At 55.8% G+C, this 17,579-nt stretch carries 12 protein-coding genes; 4 read left to right on the forward strand and 8 right to left on the reverse strand.

The window, feature by feature from the left end; all coding sequences use genetic code 11:
* Nucleotides 1-119: 119 nt before the first annotated feature.
* The 6 genes from DFP98_RS19640 to DFP98_RS19665 all read right to left on the reverse strand — a co-directional run bounded on the left by DFP98_RS19640 (nt 120) and on the right by DFP98_RS19665 (nt 8,458).
* Nucleotides 120-899 (reverse strand): ABC transporter permease, encoded by a 780-nt coding sequence (locus DFP98_RS19640; RefSeq protein WP_116062312.1) that lies wholly within the window; start codon nt 897-899, stop codon nt 120-122.
* 48 nt (nt 900-947) lie between these two features.
* Nucleotides 948-2,315: an LLM class flavin-dependent oxidoreductase gene (locus DFP98_RS19645; protein WP_116062313.1), complete on the reverse strand. Its 1,368-nt coding sequence runs from the start codon at nt 2,313-2,315 to the stop codon at nt 948-950.
* A gap of 50 nt (nt 2,316-2,365) precedes the next feature.
* Complete coding sequence (locus DFP98_RS19650; RefSeq protein WP_116062314.1) at nt 2,366-3,352, reverse strand: aldo/keto reductase; 987 nt, start codon at nt 3,350-3,352, stop codon at nt 2,366-2,368.
* 208 nt (nt 3,353-3,560) lie between these two features.
* Entirely contained in the window at nt 3,561-4,460 is a 900-nt protein-coding gene (locus tag DFP98_RS19655) for an AraC family transcriptional regulator (RefSeq protein ID WP_116062315.1), read from the reverse strand.
* 83 nt (nt 4,461-4,543) lie between these two features.
* Complete coding sequence (locus DFP98_RS19660) at nt 4,544-6,172, reverse strand: transglutaminase domain-containing protein (RefSeq protein WP_116062316.1); 1,629 nt, start codon at nt 6,170-6,172, stop codon at nt 4,544-4,546.
* Nucleotides 6,173-6,520: 348 nt separating this feature from the next.
* Complete coding sequence (locus DFP98_RS19665) at nt 6,521-8,458, reverse strand: glucosidase family protein (RefSeq protein WP_116062317.1); 1,938 nt, start codon at nt 8,456-8,458, stop codon at nt 6,521-6,523.
* Between the two features lie 203 nt (nt 8,459-8,661).
* Here DFP98_RS19665 and DFP98_RS19670 point away from each other — a divergent pair, with 203 nt between their 5' ends.
* The 3 genes from DFP98_RS19670 (at nt 8,662) to DFP98_RS19680 (ending at nt 10,286) form a co-directional block, all read left to right on the forward strand.
* Nucleotides 8,662-9,516, forward strand: a complete 855-nt coding sequence (locus DFP98_RS19670) for an AraC family transcriptional regulator (RefSeq protein ID WP_116062318.1) — start codon at nt 8,662-8,664, stop codon at nt 9,514-9,516.
* 93 nt (nt 9,517-9,609) lie between these two features.
* Entirely contained in the window at nt 9,610-9,975 is a 366-nt protein-coding gene (locus DFP98_RS19675; protein ID WP_116062319.1) for a DUF6864 domain-containing function, read from the forward strand.
* Nucleotides 9,972-10,286, forward strand: coding sequence for a hypothetical protein (locus DFP98_RS19680; RefSeq protein WP_116062320.1), 315 nt, complete (start codon nt 9,972-9,974; stop codon nt 10,284-10,286). Before DFP98_RS19675 ends, DFP98_RS19680 begins: the two co-directional genes overlap by 4 nt.
* A gap of 631 nt (nt 10,287-10,917) precedes the next feature.
* Here the strand turns inward: DFP98_RS19680 and DFP98_RS19685 are convergent.
* Nucleotides 10,918-13,797, reverse strand: a complete 2,880-nt coding sequence (locus DFP98_RS19685; RefSeq protein ID WP_116062321.1) for an S-layer homology domain-containing protein — start codon at nt 13,795-13,797, stop codon at nt 10,918-10,920.
* A 187-nt stretch (nt 13,798-13,984) separates the two neighbouring features.
* Here DFP98_RS19685 and DFP98_RS19690 point away from each other — a divergent pair, with 187 nt between their 5' ends.
* Entirely contained in the window at nt 13,985-16,228 is a 2,244-nt protein-coding gene (locus DFP98_RS19690; protein WP_116062322.1) for an S-layer homology domain-containing protein, read from the forward strand.
* Between the two features lie 89 nt (nt 16,229-16,317).
* Here DFP98_RS19690 and DFP98_RS19695 read toward each other — a convergent pair whose 3' ends face one another.
* Entirely contained in the window at nt 16,318-17,574 is a 1,257-nt protein-coding gene (locus DFP98_RS19695) for a hypothetical protein (protein ID WP_116062323.1), read from the reverse strand.
* Nucleotides 17,575-17,579: the final 5 nt, after the last annotated feature.

Raw genomic sequence — 17,579 nt, forward strand, 5'->3', positions numbered from 1 at the left:
AAATAAACCACAAATTACCAATAGCCGTCTTGAGAATGGCTTATTTGTTATGCGCATTTCCGTTACTACGTGCGTTGGCTAAGGATTTCAGACTTTTCTCTCCCTAGTTGAAAATAAAATCAAGCGGATTTCCACTTTAGCACGACTCTCTTCTCCAGAAGGTCGATGACAGCGATGATTAGGACGGACACGACTGTCACGACGGTAATGATGGCAAAGGCTTTGGCAGTATCATACAGAGAGGTGGCTTGAATCAGCAGATTGCCCAGCCCGTCTTTGGAAGCGACCATTTCCCCGAACAGCGCTCCGACAAGCCCGGTTGCCGCCGACACTCGCAAGGCTACGAAAATCGTAGGCGCCGCGGAAGGGAGAATCACCTTCACGATCGTCTGGAGCTTGGATGCCTCGAACACTCTCGCGACCTTCAGGTGATTGTCCGCCGTCTGTTTGATCCCCGTAATCGTATTAAAGGCGATCGTAAAGAAACAGAACAGGAATACGATAGCGACCTTGTGCGACAAGCCGATGCCCAGCCAGAGCATCAGCAGCGGAATGATCGTCACCTTGGGTACGGCGAGCAGTGCCGACAGAAACGGGCGGAAGAACGTCTCGGCCTTCGGGATAAGCACAAGAAGCATGCCCGTGCCGATGCCCGCCACTGCCGAGAGCACGTAGCCTGCGGCAAATTCCTTAAGCGTAACGAACAGATGATGAAAGATTTCCCCTTGCGTGAACAGCTTTACGATCTCTTCGACGACCAGCGTCGGCTTGGACAGGTATAAGCTTCCGACGATCTCCGCCCGGACGATATATTCGATTAAGCCGAGTACGATCAGGAGCAGCGCAATCTGTCCGGCAACAATGCGCCAACTGCTCTTGGCCGGTTTTCCGATTCCCATTGAATTCCCTCATTTCTCGTCTTGCGGCGCTCCCGGCCAATAGTTACGTTACTCGGCAGCCGTCTGCAGGACGGCCCGCTTCGCGAACCGATTGTCCGGACGGGACAAGCCGAAATGCTCGCGGAACGTACTGCCTTCATACTCGGTGCGGAACAAGCCGCGCCGCTGCAGCTCCGGAACGACCAGATCGATGAACAGATCCAAGCCTCCCGGCATATAAGGCGGGCAAATATTGAACCCGTCCGCTGCCTCCTGAACGAACCATTCCTCGATCTGGTCGGCTATCTGCTCCGGGTTGCCGACGATGAGTAAATGCCCGCGGCAGGTGGCCGAGAAGTAGTGGAACAGCTCGCGCACCGTAATATCCTCGCGGCCGGACGCCCGTTGGGCCAGCGTCACCAAGTCCTTGGCCGCGCCTCCCGGCAGAGTGGACAACTCGAGGTCCGGCAGAGGTCCGTCAAGCGAGTAACCCGACAGATCGATGCCAATGCGTGCTGATAATGGAGCCAGATTAAAGTCCGTCACGAGCAGTTCGTTCAGCTCGCGGTACTTCGCTCTGGCTTCCTCCTCCGTTCTGCCGACTAAAGGCACGAGCCCCGGCAGAATGGACAGCTCGCCCGGGTCGCGCCCGTACTTGGCCATTTTGCTCTTGATGCCGGAATAGAACTGCTTCGCTCCGGCGATATGAATCTGCCCGGTGAAGATGGCGTTGGAGAATTGCGCCCCCAGCTCCTGACTGCGCTCGGAAGTGCCTGCCGAGAGCAACGGGATCTGTCCTTGCGGAGGCCTGGCAACGTTCAACGGACCGGCGACAGAGAAGTGCTCTCCCGCATGGTTGATCTTGTGCACCTTGCTCTCGTCGACGAACACGCCCCCAGCCTTGTCGCGGACAAAGGCGTCATCCTCCCAGGAGTCCCACAGATCCTTGACGACCTGTACAAATTCGTCGGCGTAATCGTAGCGCTTGGCGTTATCCCAGTGCTTCTCGCGGCTGAAATTCAGCGCGGCCCTCGTATCGGCTCCCGTAACGACGTTCCAGGCGACGCGTCCGCTGCTCAAATAGTCCAGCGACGCCGTCAATCGGGCGATATGATAGGGCTCGGCATACGTCGTGTTCGCAGTCACGATCAAGCCGATCTTCTCCGTAACGGCGGCAATATTGGCGATCATTGTGAACGGCTCCAGCCGCACCATTTGCGATGGAAATTGATACTGCATGTCCGCGCTGGATGCCAAGGCATCTCCGAGGAAGAAGAAATCGAATTTGGCTTCCTCCAGTCTGCGCGCGACCCTGTGAAGAAATTTCGGATCGAACGCGCCGTCCGTTACGGCCTCCGGGAGTCTCCATCCCGCGGGATGATAGCCGGTCGAAAATAAAAACAAACCTAGGTGAAGCTGACGTTTCTGTGCGCTCATCTGTACGCCTCCCAAATTTTATATATTCAATCGGTTAACTAGGAATTAGCTTATAAAAAAAGACCGAGCTTCTTGGAAATCTCATCGATCTCTGTCAGCTCCTCCGGAGTAAGACGCTCATCCGCATAGCGCAGCGAGTCGCGAACGTGCTCCGGCTTGGACGCTCCGAGAATGGCCGAGGACACATAGGAATGACTGAGCACCCACGTGAACGCGAATTGCGCCAGCGTCCATCCTCTCGCTTCCGCCAACGGCTTAATCGCATCGACCAAGGCGTACGCCGGGTTTCCTTGCAGCAGCAGCTCCAGACGCTTCTCACCGGCGGCCAGTCGAGATTCGGCCGGCGGCGCTTCGCCTTGGCGGTATTTGCCGGTCAGAATGCCCCGGCCAAGCGGGCTGTAGACAAGAATGCCGACCTGCTCGGATTCGGCGAACGGAACCAGCTCCCTCTCCATATCTCGCGCTATCAAGCTGTATTCCGGCTGAACGCTTTCGAAGCGGTGCAAGCCGTTCAGAGCGCTCACCCCATGGGCCTTCGCGAGCTGCCATGCTGCATAATTCGAACAGCCGATATAGCGGATTTTCCCCTGCCGGATCAGATCGTCCAGCGTGCGAAGCGTCTCCTCGATCGGCGTCTCCGCGTCGAAGCTGTGCACCTGATACAGATCGACGTAATCCGTCTTCAGTCTTTTCAGACTGTTTTCCAACGCACGATAAATGTGATAGCGGCTCTGCCCGGCATCGTTAACGCCCGTCCCTACTCGGGCATGAAACTTCGTAGCCAGAATCACCTCGCTCCGGCGGCCCCGCAGCGTATTCCCTATAATCTCCTCCGACTCCCCAATGAGGGTCGGATCGCCCAGATCCATTCCCCGACCGTAAATATCCGCCGTATCCACCACATTAATGCCAGCCTCCAGCGCTGCGTTCAGCACCGCTTCCGAAGCTTGCTCGTCAATCCATCGTCCGAACGCCATCGTGCCCAAGCCGACTTCGGATACCTTTAGGCCAGTGCGGCCCAATCTACGATATTTCATCTCTTAATCCCCTCTAAATCCAACAAAATAAACAGCCGGAAGACGCCCACTTATCGTGAATAGCGTCTCTCCGGCTGTCCGGTCGAGCTTAATTATTAGTTTTCCAACCTGTTAACTAGTACATTAACATAGACCAATCGCATTTTCAATCGAAATTTGTTCCGCCAAACGCAGCTCTCGGCGAATGATCGTTCGACCGCGCACCGTCTCAGGCTTTGCTTTTGATCGGGATATAAATATCCATCTCCAACTGTTCGTTGCGGTCCTGCCAGCATCGCTCGTCGTAATGCTCGAACTCTGCGCCGCCGGAGTGCTCGTAGCCCGAGTTGGGGAACCATTCGCTGAAGATGGCTAACCACGTATTCTGGATGGAGTCCGTAAACTGATCGGGAGCAACCTTAGGCGTCGTGAATACGGCGTAGGTCTCCTCCGGATAGCTGCGCTTGATCGTCCCTTCGGGGGCTTGGGCGCCTTCTCTAGCCTCGACGCCGATGATATAGCTGAATTCGCCGGATTCCATGTCGAAGTCGCCGCAGATACCGTACTCCACATTCGATGCGGCCACCCCGTACAAGCTTTCTCCTTTTTTCTCCGCCATATATTGCCCCCAGAAAGCCGGTATGTCCCGATTGTTCTGCCCGTCTTCGTTTCTCGTACGAATCGAGTAGCCGATCACCTCGAAGGCCGGCTTGGTCTCAATACGATACTTCATGCGAATTCCTCCTAAGTACGGATTAATCCTTCGTTCCAGCACATTGACCTTAGCGTACTCCGGAGGACGAAGGCCCTTCTTCCGGTAGTCGCCAGGCGTCATGCCGTACAGCTTGCGGAAGGCTCGACTGAACGTCTCCGGCGTCCCGAAGCCGCAATCGAGCGCGATGTCCAGAAGTCGATCCTGCGAATAGGCGATGCGGCATGCTGCGCGCGCCAGCCTGCGGACGCGAACGTACTCCATGACAGGCAGCCCCACAAAAGTATGAAAAACCCTGTGGAAATGAAACTCCGAAAAGTTCGACAGCCGCGCCAAGCCGGAAAACCTCAATTCCTCTCCCAGTCTTTCCTCGATCTCATCTACGACACGCTGAATCTCTTCCTCATACGACGACACCTTGCGACCTCCCTTCACTCCTTATTGTAGCCGTACAAGAACTGATGTTCTTGATGTTTTTTGCTCTTTTTGCGCCACGCCCGTTAGCCTCGGATCATCGTGTACAGCTTGTTCTTAGAATCATAATTCAGCTTGTATTTATATTCAGGACTGACTACGGTCAGAAACTTGACGTCCGTATCCACTTTGGCGCCAGCTACCTTAAAAGTAATCTTCTTCGGCGGCTCTGTACGGCTCTCCGCCATTTTCCTCAGCAAATACACGCGCAGCTCCTCGGTCGTTTTCAGGTTCATGCCGTCCACTTCCGGATAAATGTTGATGTCCGGGTAGCCGTAGCCTATCCACGTCCGCGTCTTCATCATGAACATGGCGTCTTTCAGGTAATAGGTGTAATCGATGGTTTTTTTGCCGTCCGCCAGCGTTGTGTCGACATAGACCCATTTGCCGTTCAAATACACCATATTCCAGGCATGCTCCCCGACAAAAGAGGGTCCGGAAAGCGGGATCGTCGGAATGCCCGCCCTCGTAGCCAAATAGTGAAACAGCGACGTATAGTGGGCGCACACGCCCCTGCCTTCCTCGATCGCTTTCAGCGCGTTGGCCGCCGAGATATAGTCCGCTCCGCTGGAGTATTTGATTTGAGTCACAACGTAATCGAAAATAGCTTTAACCTTCTGCTCTTCCGTCATGTTCGGCTTAAGAATTTTCTTCAAAATCTGATCCGTACGGGCATACAGCTTGCGGTGAACGGAGTCCGGCTGCAGCTCCAGATTGGCCTTCTCTGCCGCCTTTAGCTCTCGCGGCTCGGCCAGATAGCCTTCTCCATGCCAGTTCGTATAGACGAAAGTGCCGTACAGAACGGAGTTTCCGCGAAAACGAAGACGCTCCAGGCCGTTCTTGAACGTGAACTTGACCTCGTGCGTCGGAGTCCATAGCTCCAAAATAGCGAAGCCGACGTCGATCCTCTGCTGCTTACCCGTCAGCTTCACGCCCTTGGTCATATTCTTGACCTGATATCCGATGTATTCTTTGGCGTCCTCGGCCGACTCGAAGCTCAGATAGGCGTAATTGGAGCCCACCGTTATGCTCTCTTGGCCGTTCAAGCCGCTAAAAGGCAAAATTCCGCGGATATTGCCCGACGAGTGCGCATCCATTCCAATGACGGCTTGTTCGCGGGTAAAGGGCTTGTTCGGTTGAAAATTGCCCTGAATAGCCGGGATGACGCTGGCAGACAGAACATTCCCGACAGCATGGAAATCGCTTGGCTTAACGGAAGCGAAATCCCGCGTAAAAACGTCGGTCCCCACCGTGTAGGTCAGACTCTTCGAAATCCGTTTGGCCGCCTCTGCGCGAGTCATCGTCAGCTTCAGATCGTTCAGATCGTCGATCATTCCGTACAAGAAGGCCGCTTTGATGTAATCGGGCGTATTTTCGTCGAAGCCCGGATGGTCGATCTCGATTTGATCCAGTCCCCGCTCCTCTCGGTAATACAGCCGCGCCAGCTCGTCCACCGTAATCGCCTGACGCAAATTGCGCTGAAAAGAATCCGGAAGGATGTTTTGAGCAACCAGCTCCTCCAGCCTTTCCCGCGCCTCCTCCGAAAGAGCTTCAGCGGCAGCAGCCGAAGAACGCTCGACGCCGGTCGAGTAGGCAATCGTAAACATCTGTATCGCAATCATGAAAACAAGAATGGCAGAAGTGCTCTTCTTCAACGCCCAATCTCTCCTTCAACTGGTTTCTCCCCTACCGGACGCGACAAACCGCGAAACTCGGCGTTAGATCAAGGTTACCATACGCCGTATGGTACATAAAGGAAAGTTGGGGACTTGAGGGGTATTTGGAGATCAAAATGAAATTGTGCGGTTTATCGTACAAATCCATTAATCCGACCTTTCTATCGCCGTATTTTGTACGAAAAATCACATGGAATGTACGCATCGACCAACAAAATCGCGGTGTTTGTACGATTTATCATACAGATAAATTCGAGTTCTTTTCAGAAAAAACAGCGCCCCTGCCCCCTCTACAGGAAGCCCGAAGGCGCTGCCTTTTTCAACAAATCATGATTCGAACCGAACCTCCGCCGCTTCTCCATCCCGTAAGGAATGCGTTTTTTCGCGGCCGTCCGCCGTCACGGTCAGGAGAACGGTCCCCTCGCCGGAACGACTCGCCTTCAGATCAAAGCTCCGTCCAAACGCCTGAATTTCCGACAGCGTCATGGAAGGCCAGCCTTCCGGCAAGCGCGGAGCGCAAGAGAAGGAAGCGAGCCCTGTCGGAGAAATGCCGAACAGGCCTTCCGTCACGATCCGGCCGTACAGCGCGCTTTCGGCGGACAGATGACGCTGGTTTCCTTCCGGGTACGCTTCAACCGCGTAGGGCACATGGTCTCCAAGTAAGCGCCGCTTCGAATACGCGGACAGCTTATCCAACGCCTTCTCGGTCTCGCCTGCTACGAACAGCGCGCGCAGTCCATATAGCGTAGAACGATCCCAGAACACGGTGTCTCCGGCCTCCGTCGCCAGCCCGTCCTCCGTCCATAGACGGGGGGACAGCATTGCCGCGATCGTACCGTCTTTTCGTTCCGTAATGCCGAGGGACAGCGGAAGACCGATCCAAGACCGCAAAACCTCGTTGCCTGCATAATAGCGGTACGTTCGGAAGCCTTCCACCTCGGCGCCGAAATAGGCTTCGATCGCCTCGCGCAGATCGTCCGCCGACTTCGCCGCCGCATCGGCTTCCTCCCGCATGCCCAGCTCCCGGGCGAGCGCCGAAGCGTAATGGAATCCGCCGTAAGCCAGCGCCGAAGTAGACAAGTTGGCCCCGCCGGTCGGGAATCTCCCTTCCAGTTCGTCGGAATCGGAAGCGACGACCCCCTCTGTAGTCAAACGGCTTCTGCAATAGTTCAAGCACCACGCAATTGCGGGCCACAGCTCCTCGGCAATCTCTCGGCTGCCCGTCGCGAGCGCGAACTTCGACGCTCCGTAGGCGTACATGGCCGCATCGCCCCTGTCACCCGCCCCTTCCCAAATATCGATGCCCTCGGAGATGACGGAGCTTGGGACCGGCACATTGTCCGGTCCCATGAAGGGCATGTAGAGCCGGAAGGCGTTTAAGCTGGCCTCAATCGCGGGTCGGTCCCCCAGGTAAGCGAAAAAAGGCGCCGCGTATTCGATCTGGTCGTTCGTCCAAACTGCGGCATAGTAATGCCCTCCGCCAGGGCTGTGCAGCAGTCCGTATTTCGTGCGGAACAGACTCTCCGAAGCGCGAAGCTTGGCGAATTCGAACATGCGGCCGAGAACCGGGTCGGGCGATTCGAAACGGAGCTTGCCCCGCAGCGCTTCGACCTGCTCCCTCCTTTTGTGCTCTTCCTGCTGATGATCTGGAGCTTCAAGACGCTCGCTCCATTTGCGCCCGACGTACGACACGTGAAATTCGACGCTCTCGCCTGGCTTCAGCTCGACCGGTCCGGTTGCATCCACGCAGACTTCCATCGCGTAAATTCCGCCGGTGCCTCTGCCACGGCTGGAGTATTCCGACGGCTCCGCTTCCAGGATAACAGGGGTGTCCGTCGCGTTCGTAATCGTCACCGTCTCTAGCAGCGCGGGACTCTCGGAAGCCGGAAACAGACGACGGCGCACCGTCAATCCTTCCCCTGTCTCGCTTTCGATTTCCAGCAGCCCGTCGAAAATGACTTGTTGCGGCCGCTCCGCGGACAGAAACCGACCGTTCGCTTTTACACGGGGAATCGCCTCTTCGGGATACTCATGCGTCAAGCTTGCATGCGTATTGTTCGGTATCGTGCGAAGCATCGGCCATACAACCTGTCTAACGAGCAGAAGTTCTCCCGCTTCATTGACGCCGTACCGGACGATCGCGGAGACGCTGCGGCCGCTCATCTCAAGCTGATCGTTGTGAGGCAGTCTGGCGTCCGATCCGATCTCCCACAGGATGCCGTTCTCGTTTAATTGCCACCGGGCATTTTCTAATCTAGCGCTCATCGTAATGCCGCTCCTTATCGATTGAAATATAAAGAAGTGCTTCCATTGTAGCGGAAGCCAGCGGCGGCAGGGAGCTTAGTCCTGTGTGATAGATCGGTAATTTTGTGTGTTTATTTTCGTAGAAGTCCTTAATATGATAGAGATATGGTGAGAAAAATGTGTCTCTCCGATGATTCGACGGGGAGCTGTAAAGGGGCGAAAAGATGGAGCGCGAATTCGGAGAACATTTTATTACTACCAGTTTACCGGGGCGGCCGATTCAATTGTACTACTGCGGATACCATCGCTGTTCCTCCGGCCATGGCTACGGTCCGGCAATGCGCGATCACGTGCTGCTCCACTATATCCGTTCAGGCAAAGGAAAGTTTCAAGTGAACAATACGTCGTACGAGCTGAAAAATGGGGATTGCTTCGTATTGTTTCCCAACGTGCCGGGAGCTTACCGCGCGGATGAGGACGAGCCGTGGCAGTATGTATGGGTCGGATTCGACCCGGAAGCTTTCGGCGCGTATTTGACCGCAGCAGGGCTGACGGAGGAGCATCCTACGTATTCTTTTCGCGAGCCGGGACGGATTTCCGATCTGTTCGAGCGGATGTTCGAAGGCACTTCGGACGAATCCTTCATCGGAGAGGCCGACGGTATCGGCCATTTATTTCGTTTCTTTGCCTGTCTAATGGAAGGGACAAGTCAGTCCTCCGTCGCGCTCGGCTCCTTGTCCAAACGCGACGCAGACGAGTCCGTGCAGCAAGCGATTCGCTTCATCCGGTCCAACTACTCTCGCCCGCTGACCGTAGCCGACCTGGCGAGCCATGTAGGACTGGAACGCTCCTATTTCTCCAAGCGGTTCCGCGCACGAATCGGCAAGTCGCCTCACGACTTCCTGACCCGCTACCGAATGGAACAAGCCGCTCGCATGCTGATCCACACCCGGGTCCCGGTCGGCACGATCGCGGCTTCCGTAGGGTTCGGGGATCTCTCGTACTTCTCGAAGGCGTTTCGCAAGCATCACGGCGCTAGCCCGGGAGCATTCCGCGAGCAGCATCGGGAGCGGCACTGATCCCGATGTCATGTCTCGGCGATTCCAATCGTAAACATAGATTAAGAAGCCTGTACGCGGCTTAATCGCTCGGGCCTCGGGGAGGGAATCGCGATGAAAATTACGTCCGGAGGATTCGAAGCCGTCTACCATGGCAGAGTGTTCGCCTACGACATGAACCCGATCGAGATCGTTCTTTCGGAAGAGCACGATCCGCTGAAATTCGTATTCTGCGCGGAGTATGAGCCGGAGAGGAACGACTTCACGACCGACATCAGCCTTGTTCGCTACAATGAAGTGCGAATCGCCTGCATCAACTTCCCCAGAGGCAAGCCGACAGGCAACCGCGACATGATCCGCCTCGGCGTCCTGAACAATCGGCCCCTTTCTCTTCGTTACGAGGTTACGATCAACTACGAAGCGACGAATTGGTCGCTTACGTTCACCTTTTTCGCGGGAGAGGGGGGGCCCGGGGCATGAATAAACTCGAAATTCAAGATCCGAAGGTCGCCAGCAAAATTATCGCCGCCAACTCGGAAAGCGAGAAGCGCAAAGCCGAGCTTGGCTTCCTGGGCCGATTTTTCGGCTCGGGGGACAACGTCCGCCTGTACATCGTGGGCACAATCGCGCTTGTCGTCCTGCTCATCGCGCTGGTGTACACTTTGACCCCCGACAAATACCGTTCTCCCGACTTCGGCCTTAAGGAACTGTGGACGCTTGTCGTTCTGCCCGTCGAATCGACGATTATCGGCTATTTAATCGGATCGCGCTCGAAGGAAGGCGGTGGATAGGATAGGGGAGTCGGAACATTGGGATAAGCAGCGGTGGAATTTAGCGCGAAGGCCGGGACGGAGAGGCCAAGAATGTGCCTTGGCGGAGCCGGGGTTGCGGCGCGGAGGCCAAGAATGTGCCTTGGCGGAGCCGGGGTTGCGGCGCGGAGGCCAAGAATGTGCCTTAGCGGAGCCGGGGTCGGGACGCGAAGGCCAAGAATGTGCCTTGGCGGGGCCGGGGTCGGGATGCGAAGGCCAAGAATGTGCCTTGGCGGGGCCGCAGCCGGGATGCGAAGGCCAAGAATGTGCCTTGGCGGAGCCGCAGCCGGGACGTGGAGGCCAAGAATGTGCCTTGGCGGGGCCGGGGTCGGGATGCGAAGGCCAATTCTAAACTGTGAACATAAGAAAAGGGAGCTGTCCCATAAGTAGGAACGTACAAGATTACCGATAAAAGAGAAGGGCATCTATCTCCTGAGATTGCCTCATACGGTCCTGAAATGACCCTGTCACAAGTCTAGCTATTCAAAACTTCAGGATCGTTATAGCATCGGAAGGAGATGGATGCCCATTCCCCTGCATCCATCAATAATCTTTCGGTACGGCTCCGTTAACTTATGAGACAGCCCTCTCCGATCGCGGGAACGTCCCGCAACTAGATTAAATCGGATTCTTTCAGCAGGCGTTGCACGAGCACGGCGACTTCGGCTCTGGAAATAAAGCTTTTCGGTGCCAGTCGGTTATCCTTCCGGCCATTTACGAGCCCCGCCTGCAAGCTTTCGGACACGCTTGCTTTCGCCCAAGCGGAAATTTGGTCCGCGTCGGCGAAGCCATCAATGGACGGTTGCGCGGACGATTGTAGCTTGTCCTTCAAACCGGTCAGTTTCATCGCCTGAGCAAGAATGACGAGCGCTTGCTCTCTGGTGATTCGCTCCGCTGGGCGGAAGGCGCCGTCGGAATAACCGTTGACGAGGCCATAGGCTTTCGCCGCCTCTACCTCTCCTTGATACCAAGCCTTCGAATCAACATCCGGGTAAGAGCTTATCCCCTGCACGGGCTTAAGTCCAAGCGCCCGGACGACGATCGCCGCGAACTCAGCGCGGGTAATGTCCAGATCTGGACTAAACCGTTCCTCGCCTACGCCTCCGATAACGAGACGCGAGCCCATGTCGTTGACCGCGTCCTTCGCCCAATGATCTGCCACGTCCTTGAATTCGATTGGATTCCAGATAACGGCGTAAGAGCTGTTCGTCAAGCTATGAATGCGGGCCGTTTGTCGGCCGTTCTCTTGCACGATCTTCGTCGGAACATGCCGTGCCGTGCCGTCCGGATCGACCGCTACTCCCGTCGTTACCCGATCGGCCGACGCGCCGTCGGGAAGAGCGATCTCTCGTTCCACGAAGGTACTGAAAACCGAAATCTCCGCCGATCGGCTTCCGTTAACCGCAGTTACGTGGAACTCCAGAGGCCGGGCAACAATCGTAAAACCGCCTTTGGAAGCCGCCCCGTTAAACGCGTTCGCGATCGCCTCGGAAGAATCCGCCATCTCGATCCGAAGCTTAATCTGCTGCAAGTCGGCCGACGCGCCCAGTTGGCGGGCAATCTCTTGAATGCCCAACTGGGATACGGGCAGAACGTACGACCCTTTGTCCGTCTTGAATTCGAGTATCGCCTGTTTGCTTTCCAGTGTCCTAACAGATTCGCCATTCAACTCCACGGTTACACTGGCTGCAGCGCCGGCGATCGGAATCGCAAGCTTGAATCCCTCGTCTCCGGACTCCAACAGGGCGGCCAGCTTCGTCCGGTCCAGCGAGACGAGCGAAACCGTACGCCCCTTATCCACCGCTGTTGTCAGCGTGCCCACGATTCCTTCTTTGCCGTTGATCTTAACTTTAAAAGAGTCTCCTTCTTGTGCAGCCGGAACCGTCGGCCCCCCTCCGCCGCCGGAGCTTTCGGAGTTCCGCGACCATTTGGCGTACAAATCTGTGTCGCCGGCGATCTTATCGGAATCGAAGCTCCAGGCCTCGGTCAACTGCTCGTCTTTATACCAGCCCACAAAGGAATATCCCGACCGGCTCGGGCGCGTCGGAGCCGCAAACGCCGTATCGTAGTCGATCTGTACGCTCTCTATCGCGCTGCCGCCGTTCGAATGAAACGAAACCGTATACCTATTAACGACCCATTTAGCATATAAAGTAATTGGTTCCGTCCCGATCGTCAGAGTATCCCCCGGCAAATAAACCGATCCTGAGTTCAAGGAATCAAGCGTCCAACCGGCGAAGCTATGGTGAGGGTTCTCAAGACTGCCCACGTTCCCAAGCACTGCGACGACGTCGCCTTCCTCATAGCCTTGCGGGGTCGTCGGCAGACTGCCGAAAGTCGCGCCATTGCCGTCGTAAGCGACCGGATAGGTCGGTGCTGCAATTTGTCCTGTAAATCCGCTTTTTACGGGAACACCGGGAGATGTGCCGGCGCTTGCCGCAGGCGTCACCTCGAAGCGGATATATTTCCCCTTATCTGCCGGCTGCAGCGTATAATCGCCTTCGCTCTCCCCGGAAATAAGCTGTTCGTTAGCCCCTCCAGCAGTATCTGCGCGATACCATTTGAACATGGATGCGTCTTCGGCGTCTTCTTCGTGATCCGAATACGAATACGTTCCCGTCATTGTCTGGCCAACGACTTCTGTTCCCGTTACGCTAACATTCTCTGCAACCGGAGCGAGATTGGATGTCACCTTGGCCGAACCTGGACGCGTATAGAATGGGGTCATAACGCTGCCTGTTGTATTTTTAAACACGGCTCCCGAAGCAATAGCCAACGCCTTGTCTCCAAGCGGCGAATCCGTTTTGATCTTGAACGCGACGTTGAACAGTTGTCCGTTCACGATTGAAGTGTTATCGGCTTGGCCGTCCCACGTCACTCTTAACGTCCCCGATTCGTCCTGATAGTCGAGATTTCCTCCGTACGTCGCCGTTACGACGCTTACCTCCAACGCATTCGGATCGTACGGAATCGTCAGATCGTAATAGCCGATCGGTTCCGTGGAATTGGTTGTCACGGGGACGTTCACCAGGCTGCCCGCTGTCCCGCTGACGGTGCCGACCGTCGCTTGCTTATGAACGGTGACCGTTCCGGCTACGTCCACGTAATCGTTAACCGGCTGGTTGACCGTATTGGATGTAGGGCCTTTATTTACTTCTGTGTTCTCACGATCCATGAACACGGAATAGCTGCCCGAAGGAGCATTCTCGTCGATGGTTAGAAAAATCGTGATCGAAGTGCCGTTTACCCAGCTTCCGAACCGATAGCCCGACGTCGGAAGCTCCCAATCTACAAAAGGGAGGTAGGTGTAATAAAACCCATCACCCGGAATATCGACCGTCAGATTCACGGCAACCTCCTCTCCCGGCTCTCCCGCCGTATTGGAGAGATTAAACGTAATTTTCGCCGGTGCGGCAGCCGCGACCGAGCATAACGAAAGAAATAGGCAAAACGTTAGAACCGCAATCAAGCTAGTCTTCATTCGATTGTTCATCTGAGATTCCCCCGGTAGATGTCAGTTATTCGGCTCATTATAGCGAAGCGCCTCTCAACCTTTTCTAAACATTTGCCAAGGTTCCGAAAAAAAGATGACAGCAACTGCAAAAATCCATTTAAGTTTCATTTAAGACTGTCCAGTTACAGTAGGGACATATCATAGTGAAGGGAAGTGCCCGATACACATGCTGAAAAGAACTTCATTCCTGCTTCTCGCCTTGGTGCTCGCGCTGTCCTGCGCCACGGTGTCCGCATCGGCCGCAAGCGCGGAGGGGGAGATCGCCATCCGGCTGTCCAACGATGGAGTAACGGTAGACGGTAAAGCGGCGTCGACCGACTTCGGATCCGCCGTATATGTGGGAGCGGATATCATCTTTTACGAGGCCGGACACGGCAGTGCATACGGAGAAGGAAAGACTGCCGACGAACACTCTTCCGAAGAGGCGGCCAGACACACTGTCGTAACGATTACTAAACCCGGAACTTATCGCGTCTCCGGTACTTTATCGGCCGGCCAGCTTGCCGTCGACCTGGGAGACAAAGCTTCCAGCGATCCGACGGCGGTCGTGGTCCTGATTCTGGACGGAGCGGACATTACCTGCACGGTTGCGCCTGCCGTCATTTTCTACAATGTGTACGAGCCTTACGACTCCACGGTAGATACGAAAGGCGCTACCGATCTGTCCAAGGCAGGGGCGCAAGTTATTCTGGCGGACGGTTCAGTCAACAAGGCGAACGGCTCCCACGTAGCCCGCATCTACAAGGAAGGAACGACCAAGAAGCTTCATAAGTACGACGGAGCGTTCTATTCCAAAATGTCGATGAACATTTCCGGCGAATCCGCCGGGACAGGCAAGCTGTATATCGAAGGAGACAACGAAGGGCTCAATTCAGAGCTGCACCTGACAATCAATGGCGGCCACATCGAGATCAAAGCGCAGGATGACGGCATCAATACCAACGAGGACCGCATCTCCGTGACGACGATCAACGGCGGCTACTTGAAAGTGAACGCCGGGCTCGGGGCGGAAGGAGACGGCATCGACTCCAACGGCTATCTGACGATCAACGGCGGGACGGTCGTGACCCAGTCCAACGAAAGAAGCCCGGACGGCGGAATAGACGCGGACATGGATATTTCCCTTAACGGCGGAACGGTCGTCGCGCTCGGCACTCGCAACGATGCAACGAGCTCCGGCTCCAAACAGACATTCATCGAGCTGGCTTTCGCGTCGACGCAAGCGGCTGGCAGCGTTATTAAGCTGACGGATGCGAATGGTAAAGCTTTGCTGACGCACACGGCGGATAAAGCTTTTCAGAGCGTAACCTTCAGCTCTGCGGAGCTAGCCCCGAATACCGAATACCATGTCTATATCAACGAGATCCAGCAGCAGTATACAGGTAATTCCTTCGGCATGATGGGTGGGATGGGCGGCCCCGGCGGAGTTCGTCCCGGCAACGGCCAAGCCCCCGGAGAAGCTCCTCCGACCGACGGCAGCGGCCCGGCGCCCGGGCAAATGCCTCCGGAAGGAAACGGATTCCCGGGAACGAGACCGGAAGGAATGCCCGATTTTCCGGAAGGATTTAATGCGTGGCAGAATGAGCAAACTTCCGATCCTAACGCCGTCGGTTCCGTAGCATTCGTCATTACCAACACAGTTCACAGCTTCTCCGGCATATCGGATTCCACCGACGCTTCGGGCAAGAAGCGCGTGACCTTCAGCGTCAATAACGGGGCCGGCCTGACCGGATTGGCATCCGGCAGCAAACCGCAGCTGACGTCCATTAAGGCTAGCGCGGACGTGCCCGCTCAAGACATCCAGGTTACTGTGACGGACGTGCCTTCGGAGAACTATTCCGAGACCCGCTTGCTGTCCGAGCTCCAAAGCTCCCTCTCGGACATTATGCCGAAAGCGGACGGAACTTATCGCCTCACCGTCGCCGTCGTGTCCGGCAACGCGGAATATGCCGGCGTATCGCAATGGCAATTCACGATCGGCGGCCTGCCCTTCACGGACGTTAACCCGGCGGACAGCGCTTATAGCGCGATCAAGGCGCTGTATGACAAAGGCGTCATGAACGGAACCGGATCGGCCAGCTTCTCCCCGAACGCTCCGGTAAGCCGCGCCGCCGCCATTACGGTACTCGGCAGGCTACTGGGCGCGGAGACGACCGAGAGCAATCGGTTCCCCGACATCAAGCCGGGAACATGGTACAGCGGCTACGTCGGCTGGGCGGTCGACAACGGGATCGTGCAAGGCGACAATACCGGCAAGTTCCGCCCCGACGAAAACCTCACCGCCGCGCATATGCAGCTGATTTTGGATCGTTACGCCGCTCTGAGTGGCAAGGAGCCGGCGACACTGAACAGCGCAGGCAACCAGCTCACCCGCGCTGAACTGGCTGTCGCCCTAGCCTCTTTGCTGTAGCCCGCGCGAATAGGATAAGGCAGCGTCTTCATTCCCCTTTATGGGGCAGAGAACGCTGCCTTTATAATTGAACCAGACCTTTCCGCTGCTCAGCTAACGATTCTAAACAACTCGCCTTGTCCCGGAGCTAGCCAGAATTTGCATTCGAACGTATCCTCACGGTCGGACTTTACGTGGCACTCCTCGCCCAACGCGGAATATCGGCCAAGCTCCGAAAGGCTTCCGAACCCTGCGGTCAATTGGACGGAATCCCTCGGGTTGGCATTCACGATGAAAATATACGATTCCGCCGTAGTCCGATGAACGAATTCGGATATCACAAGATGAGGGTCCAGGCCAAGGCCTAACCGAATGTCTTTGACCGCCCCATCCCCCAAGAAGCGCTCTACCCGATCAATAGGAGCTTCGGGATAATGACCTACCCGTGTCAGATCCAGATCGAGGAACAAGCCCCGCCAGCGATCGTGCACCTCCCGGTTCACATCCCGAATCGCTTGAAAGGTATCCGTCCTCTCTCCCCACCAATTAATGGGCCCTTGGCGATAATTGGTTTCGTATTGTCCTTCATTAATGGGCGTATATAACGTAAACATTAATATGCCTTTAGCGCCGTAAGCCAGCGACGTATTGATCTGCCACCTCATGTCGTCGTAAGACGGCTTCCGATACCGGAAGTGCGGCGTCGTCAAAATCGTATTCCAGAACCCAACCGATCTGCGAGAAGCAGCCTGTCGATAAAAGTTCAGGTTGGTATAATAGCCTGCTCCCTCCACGCCCCGTTCCGTCATCTGCTTATAGTGATCGTAGCATAGCAACGGTGTGCCGGAACGATCGGCATATTCCCCAAGGTAGGCAAGATAGTCGTCACGCCCGATCATAGCTTTGGCATCTTCCCAGAAGGGCAACAAATTTACGAAGCCGAATCGATCTCCCCCATGCTTGCCGATGATACGAACGGCTTCTATCGTGGCATCAAAAATGTCGCCCGTGGGTTCGTCAATCACGGAGAATGCGACGACCTCGGGCCTGTCGGCGAATTCTTCGACCGCCTCCCGCACCCCGGCTTCGTAATCGTCGGGCAGCTTGGCTTTATCGTTCGGCATATCCGATTTTCGAATTCCCCAGATCGAGGTCCGGGGGTCCTGCAAAATCATATCCACCTGTTTGTTCCGGCACCAGTCCAGAATCAAATTCAATTTGGATCGATGCTCCGCATTCCCGGCGTCATACGAAGGAGACATGATAAGGGAAAATGCGGCATCCTCCCAATCCTTCAAATCGGACTCCCGAAAGGCGTCCATGCTCATATAGTTCCAAAACCCGATTGGGAATTTCCGACGTTCCACCGCCA

The organism is Cohnella phaseoli (genome assembly GCF_003386235.1).
GTDB classification, from domain to species: Bacteria; Bacillota; Bacilli; order Paenibacillales; family Paenibacillaceae; genus Cohnella; species Cohnella phaseoli.

Coding starts and splice junctions, on each gene's coding strand:
- DFP98_RS19650 (WP_116062314.1), bottom strand. CDS start 3,352: ATGAAATATCGTAGATTGGGCCGCACTGGCCTAAAGGTATCCGAAGTC.
- DFP98_RS19645 (WP_116062313.1), bottom strand. CDS start 2,315: ATGAGCGCACAGAAACGTCAGCTTCACCTAGGTTTGTTTTTATTTTCG.
- DFP98_RS19670 (WP_116062318.1), top strand. CDS start 8,662: ATGGAGCGCGAATTCGGAGAACATTTTATTACTACCAGTTTACCGGGG.
- DFP98_RS19640 (WP_116062312.1), bottom strand. CDS start 899: ATGGGAATCGGAAAACCGGCCAAGAGCAGTTGGCGCATTGTTGCCGGA.
- DFP98_RS19685 (WP_116062321.1), bottom strand. CDS start 13,797: ATGAACAATCGAATGAAGACTAGCTTGATTGCGGTTCTAACGTTTTGC.
- DFP98_RS19665 (WP_116062317.1), bottom strand. CDS start 8,458: ATGAGCGCTAGATTAGAAAATGCCCGGTGGCAATTAAACGAGAACGGC.
- DFP98_RS19690 (WP_116062322.1), top strand. CDS start 13,985: ATGCTGAAAAGAACTTCATTCCTGCTTCTCGCCTTGGTGCTCGCGCTG.
- DFP98_RS19680 (WP_116062320.1), top strand. CDS start 9,972: ATGAATAAACTCGAAATTCAAGATCCGAAGGTCGCCAGCAAAATTATC.
- DFP98_RS19675 (WP_116062319.1), top strand. CDS start 9,610: ATGAAAATTACGTCCGGAGGATTCGAAGCCGTCTACCATGGCAGAGTG.